The organism is Comamonas sp. C11, assembly GCF_024496285.1.
Taxonomy (GTDB): Bacteria; Pseudomonadota; Gammaproteobacteria; order Burkholderiales; family Burkholderiaceae_C; genus Comamonas; species Comamonas testosteroni_F.
The window spans coordinates 3888741-3902838 of the sequence record NZ_CP101743.1 but is presented as its reverse complement, the minus strand read 5'-3'; the positions used below and the strand labels follow the sequence as shown (position 1 = coordinate 3902838).

9 protein-coding genes and 6 tRNA genes are annotated in these 14098 nt (G+C 61.1%); 7 read left to right on the top strand and 8 right to left on the bottom strand.

Annotated features, from left to right (window positions below; translation table 11 throughout):
• The first annotated feature begins 12 nt into the window (after positions 1-12).
• Positions 13-2664, top strand: coding sequence for a DUF349 domain-containing protein (locus NOX35_RS17870; protein WP_256494200.1), 2652 nt, complete (start codon positions 13-15; stop codon positions 2662-2664).
• A gap of 148 nt (positions 2665-2812) precedes the next feature.
• On the opposite strand, the gene NOX35_RS17865 is transcribed toward NOX35_RS17870, so the two are convergent.
• From NOX35_RS17865 to NOX35_RS17840, 6 genes are all read right to left on the bottom strand, one after another.
• Positions 2813-2897 (bottom strand) — tRNA-Leu (locus tag NOX35_RS17865).
• 143 nt (positions 2898-3040) lie between these two features.
• A tRNA-Leu gene (locus NOX35_RS17860) sits at positions 3041-3125 on the bottom strand.
• Positions 3126-3267: 142 nt separating this feature from the next.
• A tRNA-Leu gene (locus NOX35_RS17855) sits at positions 3268-3352 on the bottom strand.
• Positions 3353-3495: 143 nt separating this feature from the next.
• Positions 3496-3580 (bottom strand) — tRNA-Leu (locus tag NOX35_RS17850).
• 143 nt (positions 3581-3723) lie between these two features.
• Positions 3724-3808 (bottom strand) — tRNA-Leu (locus NOX35_RS17845).
• 145 nt (positions 3809-3953) lie between these two features.
• Positions 3954-4038, bottom strand: a tRNA-Leu gene (locus NOX35_RS17840).
• A 34-nt stretch (positions 4039-4072) separates the two neighbouring features.
• On the opposite strand from NOX35_RS17840, the gene rnr reads away from it, so the two are divergent.
• Positions 4073-6715, top strand: coding sequence for a ribonuclease R (rnr, locus tag NOX35_RS17835; RefSeq protein WP_256496939.1), 2643 nt, complete (start codon positions 4073-4075; stop codon positions 6713-6715).
• Positions 6716-6780: 65 nt separating this feature from the next.
• Here rnr and NOX35_RS17830 read toward each other — a convergent pair whose 3' ends face one another.
• A complete protein-coding gene (locus tag NOX35_RS17830) occupies positions 6781-8364 on the bottom strand; it encodes an NAD(P)H-hydrate dehydratase (protein WP_182283508.1) in 1584 nt (527 codons plus the stop codon).
• A 97-nt stretch (positions 8365-8461) separates the two neighbouring features.
• Positions 8462-9850, bottom strand: coding sequence for an amidase (locus tag NOX35_RS17825; protein ID WP_256494199.1), 1389 nt, complete (start codon positions 9848-9850; stop codon positions 8462-8464).
• A gap of 225 nt (positions 9851-10075) precedes the next feature.
• Here NOX35_RS17825 and rpsB point away from each other — a divergent pair, with 225 nt between their 5' ends.
• The 5 genes from rpsB to uppS all read left to right on the top strand — a co-directional run bounded on the left by rpsB (position 10076) and on the right by uppS (position 14091).
• Positions 10076-10828, top strand: coding sequence for a 30S ribosomal protein S2 (gene rpsB, locus NOX35_RS17820; protein ID WP_003067383.1), 753 nt, complete (start codon positions 10076-10078; stop codon positions 10826-10828).
• A gap of 194 nt (positions 10829-11022) precedes the next feature.
• Complete coding sequence (gene tsf, locus NOX35_RS17815; RefSeq protein ID WP_003067381.1) at positions 11023-11916, top strand: translation elongation factor Ts; 894 nt, start codon at positions 11023-11025, stop codon at positions 11914-11916.
• 93 nt (positions 11917-12009) lie between these two features.
• Positions 12010-12732, top strand: a complete 723-nt coding sequence (gene pyrH / locus NOX35_RS17810; protein WP_003053409.1) for a UMP kinase — start codon at positions 12010-12012, stop codon at positions 12730-12732.
• Between the two features lie 37 nt (positions 12733-12769).
• Positions 12770-13330 carry a ribosome recycling factor gene (gene frr, locus NOX35_RS17805; RefSeq protein WP_003067379.1) on the top strand — a complete coding sequence of 187 codons (561 nt, stop codon included), beginning with the start codon at positions 12770-12772 and terminating at the stop codon, positions 13328-13330.
• Positions 13331-13353: 23 nt separating this feature from the next.
• A complete protein-coding gene (gene uppS, locus NOX35_RS17800) occupies positions 13354-14091 on the top strand; it encodes a polyprenyl diphosphate synthase (RefSeq protein ID WP_256494198.1) in 738 nt (245 codons plus the stop codon).
• The last annotated feature ends 7 nt before the right edge of the window (positions 14092-14098 follow it).

The following is a 14098-nucleotide window of genomic DNA, read 5'->3' as shown; positions in this document are numbered from 1 at the left end:
CCTAGCAGCACCATGTCTGATGCATCTGAAGTGAACCCGGCCTCTGCCAAGAATACTGAGCAACATCCGCTGGATGCATTGACGGGTGGTGCTTTCTCCGCCGAGACGTCGGGTGATCGCGCCGCGCGCATTCGCGACTGGTTGGCGACTCAGCCCACGGTCGAGCAACTCCAGGACGTTCACAAGGAACTGAGCAAGGGCGACAAGAGTGCTGCCCGTGCCGTGCGTGAGCGCCTTGACGAAATCCGTCGCACCGCGAATCAGGAAAAAATTTCCGTGGAATGGGCCGAGAAGGCTCAGGCCCTGCTGGCTGCAGAGCCCTTCGATGCCGCGGCTGCAGCCGCCTGGCAGCGTGATGCCGCCAAGGCCGGTGCCGCGCTGTCGCGCGAGCCTCTGTCGCAGTTCAAGGCCCGACTGGGCGAGCGCGTGAAGGCTGTGGAAGACCTGCAGCATCGCACCCAGGTGCAGCGCGAAGTGGCGCTGCTGCTGGCGCAGCGCATCGAAGTACTGTCCACCAAGTCCTGGAAGGATGCCAAGGCAGTGCTGGAAGCCCTGGGGGGCGATGTCGCGCGCTGGCAGGAGCAGGCCAAGGAGCTGACCGGCGACGCCAGCTGGAGCAGCGTGGACGGACGTTTCCCTCCTCAGCTGGAAGCCGCCTCTGCGCAGCTGGCGCTGGTTTGGGATGCTTTCCAGTCTGCACTGGCACAGACCGAGGCCGCTGCTGCCGACGAGTCAGCGCCGTTGCCCACGGTTCCTGTCTGGGCTGACGAAATCCGCGTGGCTCGCGGTCTGCCTCCCGAAGCCGCTGCTGTGGAAGTGGCCAAGCCCGCTGCACCGCGTGCAGCTGCTGCCGGTCGTGGCAAGCCCACGCCCGAGCAGGTGGAAGCCGCCAAGGCTGGCCTGGATCAGGCCCTGCAGGCGCTGAAGGCTGAAACTGCAGCTGGCAACAGCCAGGCCGGCTCCGAAGCCGTCCAGGCCATGCGCGCAGCCATCAAGGCCCATGGTCGCTTTGTGGACGAAGCGCTGGTGGGCGAAGTGCATGAGGCCCTGTTGGCCGCCGGTGAAGCCGAAGGTTGGCAGCGCCATCTGGCCGAGAAGCTGCGCGAAGATCTGGTGGCCAAGGCCGAAGCCTTGCTCAACCGCCCCGAAGGTCAGGCACTGGGTGGTCGCAAGATCCAGGAAACCCTGCGCAGCCTGCGCGAACAGTGGAAGCAGGCCGACCAAGGTGCCGTGGCCAATCATGCGCTGTGGAAGAAGTTTGACGAGGCCTGCAACGCAGCCTACAAGGTGGTCGAGTCCTGGCACGACAAGATTCGTCAGGACAGCACGCAGGCCAAGGCTCAACGCCTGGCGCTGATCGAGGAAATCAAGGCCTGGGCTGCAGCCAATGCGGCCAGCCAGGACTGGAAGAACATGCTGCGCGCGCTGCGCCAGTTTGGCGAGCGCTGGCGTGAAAGCGGTCATATCGGCGAAAAGCTGTTTGCCGAACTGCAGCCCCTGTTCAAGCAGGCCATGGCTGCTGCCGAAGCGCCCTTGCAGGCTGCACAAAAGGCCAGCCTGGAGCGTCGCCACGCCATGATCGACGAGGCGACAGCCTTGGGGGCAGCTCCCAGCCTGCGCATCGACGCCGTGAAGGCGCTGCAGCAGCGCTGGCAGGCCGAAGCCCAGGTGGTGCCGCTGGATCGCAAGCACGAGCAAAAGCTCTGGGATGCATTCCGCAAGCCGCTGGACGATGCCTTCAATCGCAAGAGCGTGGAGCGTGGTGGTCGCAGTCAGGTGGCGGTTGAGTTGTCCGAGCATGATCGTCGGGTGCTGGACGCGTCCAAGGCGGTCGAGGCAGCCAATGCCAGCGGTGATGCGCAAAAGATTCACGCAGCGCTGGCCGAGCTCGAAGCAGCCATCAAGGCTCAGCCCGCCAAGTCTGATGAGAACCAGCCCCAGGCCCAGACAGGGCAAGCGTCTGAAGCTGTTGAGGCGCAAGCGAGCGAAGCTGCTGCAGTGGCCAAGCCGGCACGCCCCGTGGTGGCCGTGCGTGGCGATGACCGCCCTGGCATGAGGAAGGAAGCGGCAGCTGCTGCAGGTGGTCGTCCAGGCGGTCGCAAGGACGGCGGCCGTGGACGCGATGCCGCGCGCGGTGGCCGTGATGGTCGCGACAGCCGTGATACCGGCCGTGGTCGTCGCGAGTTCACGCGCGAGGAGCGTGGACCGCGCCTGGCCGATCCAGCCTTCCGTGCCCAGCGTGATGCTGTGGAGCATGCCCAGGAGGCTTTGCGCAAGCTTGCAGCCCAGGCCCATGGCGAAGCGCTGACCCAGTTGCTGGGTGCCTGGCAGGCGCGTGATGCGGCGCAGCTGCCATCGGCTCAGCAACTGGGCGGCAAGGTGACGGCACCTGTGCGCTCTTCCTGGACCGGGGCTGTGGCTGCTGCGCCCAAGGGCAATGCAGCGGAAGCCCTGCTGCGCCTGGAAATGGCTGCTGACGTGCACACCCCGGCCGATCAGCTGGCTGCACGCCGTGCGCTGCAGCTGCAGATGCTGACCCGCCGCAATGATCCTTCGCCCCAGCAGACCTGGGGTCAGGACGTTGCCACAGTGCTGGGCAGTGCCAGCGATGAGGCATCTGCCCGTCGCCTGCAGGCCGCACTCAAGCAATTGCTGCGCAAGTAAGCGACTATCGCCTCGATGGGGGCGGTTGCTAAAGAGAAAAAGGGAGCCGTTAGGCTCCCTTTTTCATATGTGCTGCGTCCTGTCAGAGGAGGTGGGGGCTTCGTCAACGAAAAAGCCGCTGCATTTGCATGCAACGGCTTGTCGTGTTTGGTGCCCAGGAGAGGACTCGAACCTCCACGGAGTTACCCGCTAGTACCTGAAACTAGTGCGTCTACCAATTCCGCCACCTGGGCATTTCAGAGTGGGTGAATTATATAGCGGCTTGAGTACTGCTCATGCCGGTTTACGTGGATTTTTCAGAAAACTTTGCGCAGCAGCTGGGATGACGACGAAAACGAAAAAGCCGCTGCATTTGCATGCAACGGCTTGTCGTGTTTGGTGCCCAGGAGAGGACTCGAACCTCCACGGAGTTACCCGCTAGTACCTGAAACTAGTGCGTCTACCAATTCCGCCACCTGGGCATTTCAGAGTGAGTGAATTATATAGCGGCTTGAGTACTGCTCATGCCGGTTTACGTGGATTTTCAGAAAACTTTGCGCGGCAGCTGAGATGGCGATGAAAACGAAAAAGCCGTTGCATTTGCATGCAACGGCTTGTCGTGTTTGGTGCCCAGGAGAGGACTCGAACCTCCACGGAGTTACCCGCTAGTACCTGAAACTAGTGCGTCTACCAATTCCGCCACCTGGGCATTTCAGAGTGGGTGAATTATATAGCGGCTTGAGTACTGCTCATGCCGGTTTACGTGGATTTTTCAGAAAACTTTGCGCGGCAGCTGAGATGGCGACGAAAACGAAAAAGCCGCTGCATTTGCATGCAACGGCTTGTCGTGTTTGGTGCCCAGGAGAGGACTCGAACCTCCACGGAGTTACCCGCTAGTACCTGAAACTAGTGCGTCTACCAATTCCGCCACCTGGGCATTTCAGAGTGAGTGAATTATATAGCGGCTTGAGTACTGCTCATGCCGGTTTACGTGGGTTTTTCAGAAAACTTTGCGCGGCAGCTAGGATGGCGACGAAAACGAAAAAGCCGCTGCATTTGCATGCAACGGCTTGTCGTGTTTGGTGCCCAGGAGAGGACTCGAACCTCCACGGAGTTACCCGCTAGTACCTGAAACTAGTGCGTCTACCAATTCCGCCACCTGGGCTTTCAGGGAAGCTTCGCATTGTAATGCATTTTTTTTGCATTCAATCCGAATCTTCAAATTTTCTAAGATGCCGTCTGGCTTGCAAACATTCCCTTGAGGAATGTTTTCCAAGTTTGTTTCAACCCTTGCAGGTTGTCGTTAAACTTGGTGCCCAGGAGAGGACTCGAACCTCCACGGAGTTACCCGCTAGTACCTGAAACTAGTGCGTCTACCAATTCCGCCACCTGGGCATCTCAGGAAAGACATAGATTGTATATCAAGAAAATGAACCCTCGCGCAAAAGTTGCCGATATGAACGAAGAAATTTTGGGCACTGTGCAGGGCCACCGCGACGGACACGGCTTTGTCGTCCGTGACGATGGTGAGCGTGACATCTACCTTCCCCCCAATGAAATGCGAGCGGTGCTGCACAAGGACAAGGTCCAGGTGCGCATCGCCCGTCATGACCATCGCGGTCGCCCCGAAGGCCGTGTGGTGGAGATCGTGGAGCGTCCGGACCAGCCCATCATTGGTCGCTTTCTGCAAGAAAGCGGTGTGTGGCTCGTGGCCCCTGAAGACAAGCGCTACGGCCAGGATGTTCTGATTCCTTCCAACGCCACAGGCGCGGCCAAGCCGGGGCAGGTGGTGGTGGTCGAATTGACGGAGGCGCCGGCGCTGTTCGGTCAGCCTGTGGGCCGCATCGTCGAAGTGCTGGGTGAGGTGGATGACCCAGGTATGGAAATCGAGATTGCGGTGCGCAAGTATGGCGTGCCGCATATCTTCTCCGACGCCTGTCTCGAGCAAGCCAAGGCGCTGCCCGAGAAAGTCCGACCTGCAGACTACAAGCACCGCATTGATCTGACCGATATTCCTCTGGTCACCATTGACGGCGAAGATGCGCGCGACTTTGACGATGCCGTGTATTGCGAGCCCGCCAAGGTGGGGCGCAGCAAGGGATGGCGCCTGCTTGTGGCGATTGCCGACGTGAGTCACTATGTGACCACGGGCAGCGCCATTGATGTGGATGCCTACGATCGCGCCACCAGCGTGTACTTCCCGCGCCGAGTGATTCCCATGCTGCCGGAAAAGCTCAGCAACGGGCTGTGCTCCTTGAACCCTGACGTCGATAGGCTGTGCATGGTCTGCGACATGCTGATCACGGCGCAAGGCGAGATTCACGCCTATCAGTTCTACCCGGCAGTCATGCACAGCCATGCGCGCTTCACCTATACCGAGGTGGCGGCAATCCTGGCCAATACGCGAGGCCCGGAAGCAGCCAAGCGCAAGGATCGCGTGCAGGATTTGCTGAATCTGTATGGCGTCTTCCAGTCCCTGCTCAAGGCGCGCGAGGCGCGCGGTGCCGTGGACTTCGAGACGACCGAGACGCAGATCGTCTGCGACGACAACGGTCGCATCGAAAAAATAGTGCCGCGCACCCGCAACGATGCGCACAAGCTGATTGAGGAAGCCATGCTGGCGGCGAATGTCTGCAGCGCAGACTTCATCGACCAGAGCGGGCAGCTTGGACTGTTCCGCGTGCACGACAAGCCTTCGCTGGAGAAGCAGGAAATCCTGCGCAACTACCTCAAGGCCATGGGTGTGAGCATGAGCATCAGCGAAAACCCTTCGACCAAGGAGTTTCAGCAGATTGCCAATGCCACCAAGGACCGCCCTGACTCGCAGCAGATTCACACCATGCTGCTGCGCTCCATGATGCAGGCCTTCTATACGCCGGAAGGCTCGGGGCACTTCGGCCTGGCCTTTGAGGCCTATACCCATTTCACCAGCCCGATTCGTCGTTATCCGGACTTGCTGGTGCATCGCGTGATCAAGGCTGAGCTGAACGGCACGCACTACAAGCTGCCCAGCCTGCCCACGCCGGGTGAAGCCGAAGCAAAGATGGCCAAGCGCCTCTCTTCGCGTGTGGTGGATCCGGGTCAAAAGCCGCGCAAGCGCTCGGCGGCCAAGGAATTCCAGGCATGGGAGGCTGCCGGCCTTCACTGCAGTGCCAATGAGCGCCGCGCCGACGAGGCCAGCCGCGATGTGGAGGCCTGGCTCAAATGCAAATATATGCGCGAGCATCTGGGCGAGGAGTTCGCGGGCACGGTTTCCTCGGTCACGACCTTTGGAGTCTTTGTGACACTGGATGCCATGTATGTGGAAGGCCTGGTGCATATCACCGAGCTTGGCGGCGACTACTTCCGCTTTGACGAAGCCCGGCAGGAGTTGCGTGGCGAGCGCTCGGGTGTCCGCTATGGCATCGGCGCACGAGTGCGGGTGCAGGTCAGTCGCGTGGATCTGGATGGACGTCGCATCGACTTCCGCCTGGTTCGCGATGGCGAGGATGGCTTGGTGCAAACACCACGCAGCGGTCGTGGCCAAGCCAAGGATGAGGGGCGTGGTCGCCGTGATGCCCGTGATTCGCGTGACGAGCGCAGTGCGGGCGGCTATGCCGACAAGTGGAGCCGCCGCGATGCCAAGGCCAATCGTGCGCAGCGCAATGCCGCTGCGGGTCCTGCTTCTGCCCCCGAGCCCGATCGCGCCAAGCAGGGTCGAAAGGCCGCCAAGAAAGCCATGCTGAAAAGCGTGAATCTGGCTGCACTGGAGGCAGAGTACGCACAAGAGCACGCCGTGCCCAAGCCTGAGCCTGTGATGGAGTCCGTCACTGCGGTGCAGCAAGCCAAGCCCCGCAAGGCGGCAGGCAGGAAAAAGGTTGCAGCCCTGCTTGCGCCTGATGCTCCGGCCATCTCCGTTGCCAAGGCTGCGGTCAAGCCCGAATCAAAGTCGGTTGCAAAGCCCGCAACAAAGGTCGCAGCGAAGTCTGTGGCGAAGTCGGCTTCCAAAGCCGTAAAGGTGGTTGCCAAGCCTGCGGCAGGTGCCAAGGCTGCGCCGGCAAGCAAAACCAGCAAGCGCAAGACTGAGCGCTGATTGCTCTCCTGCCAAGAGCTGAAAGGCCTTGCCAGATGATGGCAAGGCCTTTGTTTTTGGGCAGTTTATTGATTGCCCAGACGCAGAGCCAGTGCGCTGGCGCTGAATGGGAGATCTGCTGGCCAGCAATCTGCAACATGGCCATGGCGGAAGGCAGCCTGAGTCGCAGCCATATCGGCACTTTGACCCTGTGCCCATAGCGCCGCTATCAATCCGGCCAGCACATCGCCCGTGCCGCCCGTGGCCAGGCGTGCATTGCCGCTGGCATTGATCCAGACTTGCTGCTGTGGATTGGCAACAACCGTGCCCGAGCCCTTGAGCAGCACCGTGCACTGAAATTTGCTGGCAAGCTGCAGGCAGGATTGAAGGCGGTTGGCTTGTACTTGAGCGGTGCTGGTTTGCAGCAGGCGCGCGGCCTCCAGCGGGTGGGGGGTCAAGATCGTGGTCTGCTGGAGTGAGGCGCGCTGGCTCAGCTGCTGTGCCAGTGCCGGGCTGGATGCAACGGCGTTGAGTGCGTCGGCATCCAGCACCAGTTGCGGTGCTTGTGCCAGTATGTGGGGCAGCCAGGCCTGCACGGCTTCGCCGCCACCGCAGCCGCAGACCACAGTGGCCTGGCTCCAGTCCTGCTCGGCGGGCCGGCGCAACATGATTTCCGGCCAGGGCGCAATGCCTTGCGGTGATTGCTCGTCCAGCAAGGCCAGCATGACGCGGCCGGCGCCGGCGTGCAGTGCGGCCAGAGCCGCCAGCCAGGCTGCGCCCGTCATCGACAGGCCGCGCAAGCCCAGGCCTTCGCCGCCGAGCACGGCCACATCGCCAAAACTGCCTTTGTGAGTGGCGTGCGGGCGTGCTCTTGGGGAGGCAAGCCCTGAGTTGCTCAGATGCGCCGTGGGCCGCGCTGCGGCGGGTTTGGCTATGTCGGGTGCGCTGGCAATGCCGCAGCCGAGGTCGTCCCACCAGATTTCTCCGCAGGCATCGCGGCCCTGACCGGTGAACAGGCCGGGCTGCAGGGTCAGCAAGGCAAGCGTGTAGCGTCGTTGGTTGGTGGCGATATGGCCAGGCGCGAACTCCCTCAGATATTGGCCGGTATCGGCATCGAGGCCGGAGGCAACATCTACACAGAGTGAGCTGCAGGTGCAATGCCGAACCTGGGCCAGCAACTGCCGCAGGCGCTGATCGGAAGTCGAGGCCTTGTCGGCAGGGCGCTGGCTCAGTCCTATGCCCAGCAATGCATCGATGCACAGGTCTTGTGGTCCCAGATCGACGGGGGCGTCATCGAGCCACTGCACGCCAGCCTGCAAGGCCTTGCCCCGGGAAATCTGTGCGTCGGGCGGAAGTTCGGCAGGTGCGCGCACTTCGCTGACCATGATTCGCGCATGGGGCAGCATGGCCCTGAGCTGAGCTGCCGCCTCAAAGCCGTCGCCGCCGTTGTTGCCCGGACCGCAGGCAATCCAGATGCGTTGTGCGTGCGGGGCTATTGCCAGCGCCAGTTTTGCGATCGCAAGGCCTGCGCGCTCCATCAGCCGGTGAGGCGGCAGGCTGATGGCGCAAGCCTGCTCGATCTGGCGTGTGGCGGCGGTGCTGAATAGCGGCCAGCCCTGGCCGGTCGCCATGGAGGCGGGCGGGATTTCGGTGGGGGAAATACGCAGCATGGTCCGAGGATAGCCTCAGGTCGCGCATTTGTGGGTTTTGATGATTTTTGCCTTGTAGACCAGTGACCATAAGCGGTTGTAGCTACAAAAAGTGAAATCAGACGCGATTGAGCACGGCTTCTATGCCCGCGCTGATATTCAGGACGGCGTCGTCGTGCAGGGCGGCATGCCAGATCATCAGGCCCATGGGGAGCTCGTTCGCGTTGTGGCACGGCAGTGACAGGGCGCAGCCGTCCAGCATGTTGACCACACTGGTATTGCGCAGCAGCAGGCTGTTGACGCGGAAAAATTCTTCGTCACGCCTGAGGTCGGCTGCAGCATCGAAGCCGTTGGCCGGGGCGACGGATGCAATCGTGGGTGCCGTGATCGGCGTGGTGGGCGAGAGCAGGGCGTCATGGCCGGCAATGACGCTCTCCATCCTGGCAATCCAGCGCTTGCGCGCGGCCTGCAGATCCAGATAGTCGGCAGCGCTCATGCTCGCGCCGCGCTCTATGCGGGAGCGAACCCGGGGATCGTAGAGCGCGGCTTTGGCGGGATCCTGCAGATGGTGGCGGTGCCAGGCATAGCTTTCGGTGGGTGAGAAGCCGCCGATGGTGTTGATGTTGTCCAACTCCTCCAGCTCGGGCAGGTCAATCCACTCGATCTGTGCGCCGTCGGCCTGCAGTTTGGCAATGCTGCGTTCGAAGGCGATGCGCACGGCAGGTTCTATCTGCTCGAAGAACAGGGGGCGTGGCACTGCCAGGCGCCACTGGCTCAGGCTGCGTTCGTCCTTGGCGACTTTGCGCTCGGCCAGAATCTCGTGCAGCAGCACGGCATCGCGCACGCTGCGGGTAATGGCGCAGGCGGTGTCCAGCGTGGGCGAGAGTGGCACTGTTCCTTCTGTGGGAACCAGCCTGGCCGTGCTTTTGAAGCCCACTAGTCCATTGAGTGCAGCGGGAATGCGAATGGAGCCGCCGGTATCCGAGCCCAGCGCCGCCCAGGCGGCGCCGCTGGCGACGGAAACGGCAGCGCCTGAAGAGGAGCCGCCAGGAATGCGGGCCGGCCACGTGGGCGCCAGCTGAGGGTTGGCGGGGTGGCGGGCATCCAGCGCGGCGGGGGTGCCGAAATGCGGGTTCACGCCCACGCCGGAAAAAGCGAACTCGACCATATGGGTGCGGCCGATGATGGCGGCACCTGCTGCGCGCAGGCGGGCGACGGCCGTGGCATCTGTCTGGGCGACAGGCGCATCCTGCAGCACCAGGGAGCTGGCGGCACTGCGTGTGCCTTGCGTGTCGAACAGGTCCTTGACCGAGATGGCCAGGCCGGCCAGGGGGGCAGCGGATGGCGTTTCTGCAGCAGCCCAGCGTGCCTCGTCAAAAAAAGTCTGGCTGAAAACGTTGGCGCACAAGGGGCTTTGGGCGGCAGCAATGCTCATTTGCATGAGGTTTGCGGCGCTTTGGCGGCCTTCGCGAATCTCAAGAGCGACGTGACTGAGGTCGAGTTGCATGGCAGTGTGCTAAAATTTTGCGGCTTTGCTAAGGGTTAGTCCGTGAGGATTGACTTGAAAAGCTCTGAAAGTGGTTGATGCGATGGCGTTTTGTGTGTTGCAACAATTGCTTTTAAGTCGGCAAGGCAAATAGCAAACCGGCCTATTCAAGGTGTTGCAGACGCTTTTTCAAGGCGGCTGCAATCGTTGGGCCGGATTTTAGACCCAACCTTTGAGGTAATTAACATGGCAGTAACAATGCGCGAGATGCTGGAAGCCGGCGTCCACTTCGGTCACCAAACTCGTTTCTGGAATCCCAAGATGGCTCCGTTCATCTTCGGTGCCCGCAACAAGATCCACATCATCAACCTGGAAAAGTCCCTGCCGATGTTCCAGGAAGCCCAGAAGTTCGCCAAGCAGCTGACTGCTAACGGCGGCACCATCCTGATGGTGGGTACAAAGCGTCAAGCCCGTGAGCTGGTGGCTGAAGAAGCCAAGCGCGCTGGCGTGCCCTTCGTTGACCAGCGCTGGCTGGGCGGCATGCTGACCAACTTCAAGACCGTCAAGACCTCCATCAAGCGTCTGAAGGACATGAAGGCTCAGCAAGAAGCTGGTCTGGAATCCATGTCCAAGAAGGAGCAGCTGATGTTCGTTCGCGAACTGGAAAAGCTGGAAAAGGACATCGGCGGCATTCAGGACATGAACGGTCTGCCCGACGCCATTTTCGTGATCGACGTGGGCTTCCACAAGATCGCTATCGCTGAAGCCAAGAAGCTGGGCATTCCTCTGATCGGCGTGGTTGACACCAACCACAACCCCGACGGCATCGACTACGTGATCCCTGGTAACGACGACTCCGCCAAGGCTGTGCAGCTGTATGCCCAAGGCATCGCCGACGCAATCCTGGAAGGCCGTGAAGCTCGTCTGAACGACGTGGTGAAGGCTGCTGCCGGTGAGAACGGCGACGAGTTCGTGGAAGTGGAAGAATCCGCCGCCTAAGCGAAGTCCGGCTGCGCGACCGCATCGCGAGAAAAAGCGGGGCTCTAGGTAGCCCCGTTTTTTTAGCCGGAATCCTGACTGGACTTACGCAAGAAAGAATGCACCGGCGGTGTGTCACAAAGGCGAGTTTCGTGCCTTTGCCAGTTTGCGTAAGTCGTTCCTGTAACGAATCGAACTGATACTGGAGAAATACGATGGCAATTACTGCAAGCATGGTCGCTGAACTGCGCGCCAAGACCGACGCCCCCATGATGGAATGCAAGAAGGCTCTGACCGAAGCTGATGGCGATATGGCCAAGGCTGAAGAGCTGCTGCGCGTCAAGCTGGGTACCAAGGCTGGCAAGGCCGCTTCCCGTGTGACTGCTGAAGGCGTTGTGGCTGCTTTCATCGACGGCGGCAAGGGCGGCCTGATCGAAGTGAACAGCGAAACCGACTTCGTGTCCAAGAACGACAGCTTCCTGGCCATGGCCAACGCCGCTGCCAAGCTGGTCGCTGAGCACAACCCCGCTGACCTGGACGCTCTGGGCGCTCTGGCCTACGAACAAGACGGCTACGGCCCCACTCTGGAAGACGTGCGCAAGGGTCTGATCGGCAAGATCGGCGAAAACATGTCCTTCCGTCGCTTCAAGGCTTTCAGCGGCGCTGGCCTGGCTGCCTACGTGCACGGCACCCGCATTGGCGTGGTGGTCGAGTTCGACGGCGACGCTGCTGCTGCCAAGGACGTGGCAATGCACGTGGCTGCCATGAAGCCCGTGGCTCTGACTTCCGCTGACGTGCCTGCTGACCTGATCGCCAAGGAGCGCGCTGTGGCCGAAGGCAAGGCAGCCGAATCCGGCAAGCCTGCCGACATCGTTTCCAAGATGGTGGAAGGCTCCGTGCAGAAGTACCTGAAGGAAGTGTCCCTGGCTGACCAGGTCTTCGTGAAGGCTGCTGACGGCAAGCAAACCGTGGCTCAGATGCTCAAGGCTGCCAACACCAATGTGAAGGCGTTCACGATGTATGTCGTGGGTGAAGGCATTGAGAAGAAGACTGATGACTTCGCCGCTGAAGTGGCTGCCCAGGTGGCAGCAGCCAAGGCTGGTGCTTAAACCTAAGCCTTAGCAACAATCGCGGCCTAGAGCCGCGATTGATTTATTCCCCTCCCGTTTTCATACTCATTCAACTTCCATCGGAGAAACACCATGTCCAACGCCATTCCAGCCCACAAGCGCATCTTGCTCAAGCTGTCGGGGGAGGCGTTAATGGGAGATGACCAGTTCGGCATCAACCGTGCAACCATCGAACGCATGGTGGCTGAGATCGTGGAAGTGACCAAGGTGGGTGTGCAGGTTGCCGTGGTGATCGGCGGCGGCAACATCTTCCGCGGCGTGGCAGGTGGCTCGGTTGGCATGGACCGTGCGACTGCCGACTATATGGGCATGCTGGCCACGGTGATGAACGCCCTGGCTCTGGCAGATGCCATGGACAAGCAGGGCTTGACGGCTCGCGTGATGTCCGCCATCGGTATCGAGCAGGTGGTCGAGCCCTATGTGCGTCCCAAGGCGCTGCAGTACCTGGAAGAGGGCAAGGTCGTGGTGTTCGCTGCCGGCACGGGCAATCCCTTCTTCACCACCGATACGGCCGCTGCACTGCGCGGTGCTGAAATCGGCGCCGAAGTCGTGCTCAAGGCCACCAAGGTGGATGGCGTGTACACGGCTGATCCGGTCAAGGATCCTTCGGCCACGCGTTACGACAAGCTGGCTTTCGATGAGGCCATTTCGCGCAATCTGGGCATCATGGATGCCACGGCTTTCGCGCTGTGCCGCGACCAGAAGCTGCCGATTCGCGTGTTCTCCATCGTCAAGCCCGGCGCACTCAAGCGCGTGGTCATGGGTGAAGACGAAGGCACTCTGGTGTACGCTTGAGCGTTTTGCCGCCACATGCCCGCAAAGGAACAAGAACATGACGATCGCTGAAATCAAAAAGAACACCGAAACCAAGATGGGTCAGTCCATCGAGGCTCTGAAGAACAACCTGGCTCGCGTGCGTACCGGCCGTGCGAATCCCGCGCTGCTGGATGCCATTCATGTCGAGTACTACGGCTCCATGGTGCCTCTGTCTCAGGTGGCCAATGTGTCTTTGCTGGATTCCCGCACCATCAGCGTGCAGCCCTGGGAAAAGAACATGGCTGCCAAGGTGGAAAAGGCCATTCGCGAGAGTGATCTGGGCCTGAATCCCGCCTCCATGGGCGATCTGATTCGCGTGCCCATGCCTCCCATGAGCGAAGAGCGCCGCAAGGAAATGACCAAGCTGGCGCGCAACGAAGGCGAGAACGCCAAGATTGCCGTTCGCAACCTGCGCCGCGATGCCAACGAAGGCGTGAAGAAGCTGGTCAAGGACAAGGAAGCCTCTGAAGACGATCAGAAGCGCTCCGAAGCCGAAATCCAGAAGATCACCGACAAGCATATTGCCGAGGTCGATACGCTGGTGGCGGCCAAGGAACAGGACATCATGGCGGTCTGAGTCTTTCCAAAGGACTTGCACTTTTGACATCCAAGAAAAACGGCGCGGTTCCGCGCCATATCGCCGTCATCATGGACGGCAACGGACGGTGGGCCAAGCGCCGTCTGCTTCCACGTCTTGCCGGTCACAAGCAGGGGGTGGAGTCCCTGCGCCGCTGCGCTCGCGCCTGCGTCGAGCGCGGCGTGCAGGTGCTCACGGTGTTTGCGTTTTCCTCCGAGAACTGGAACAGGCCTCAGGAAGAGGTTTCGGGGCTCATGAGCCTGCTGGCCAATGCCCTGGCCAAGGAAGTCGCTCAACTCAGGCGCGACGGCGTGCGTCTGTACTTTGTCGGCGACCGTCAGGGGCTGAGCGACAAGGTTCGAGAGGGCTTGGCCGAGGCCGAGCGCATCACCGCCCACAACACGCGTCTGGTTCTCAACGTCTGCTTCAACTACGGCGGCCGCTGGGATATAGCCCAGGCTGCACAGAAGTTGGTGGCCCAGGGGCTGGAGCTGACTCCCGAGAATCTGGACAGGGCCATGGCCTTGGCCCATGTGCCGGATCCTGATCTCATGATCCGCACCGGCGGTGAAACCCGCATCAGCAATTTCCTGCTCTGGCAGGCTGCTTATACAGAGCTTTTTTTCAGCAATGCCCTGTGGCCTGATTTCGACGAGGCGGCTCTTGACGAGGCCATTGCCGTGTTTGGCGGTCGTGAGCGCCGCTTCGGCCAGACTTCCGAGCAGATTCAACCATCATCCACCGTCACCCTGACGGTTTAACCATAAG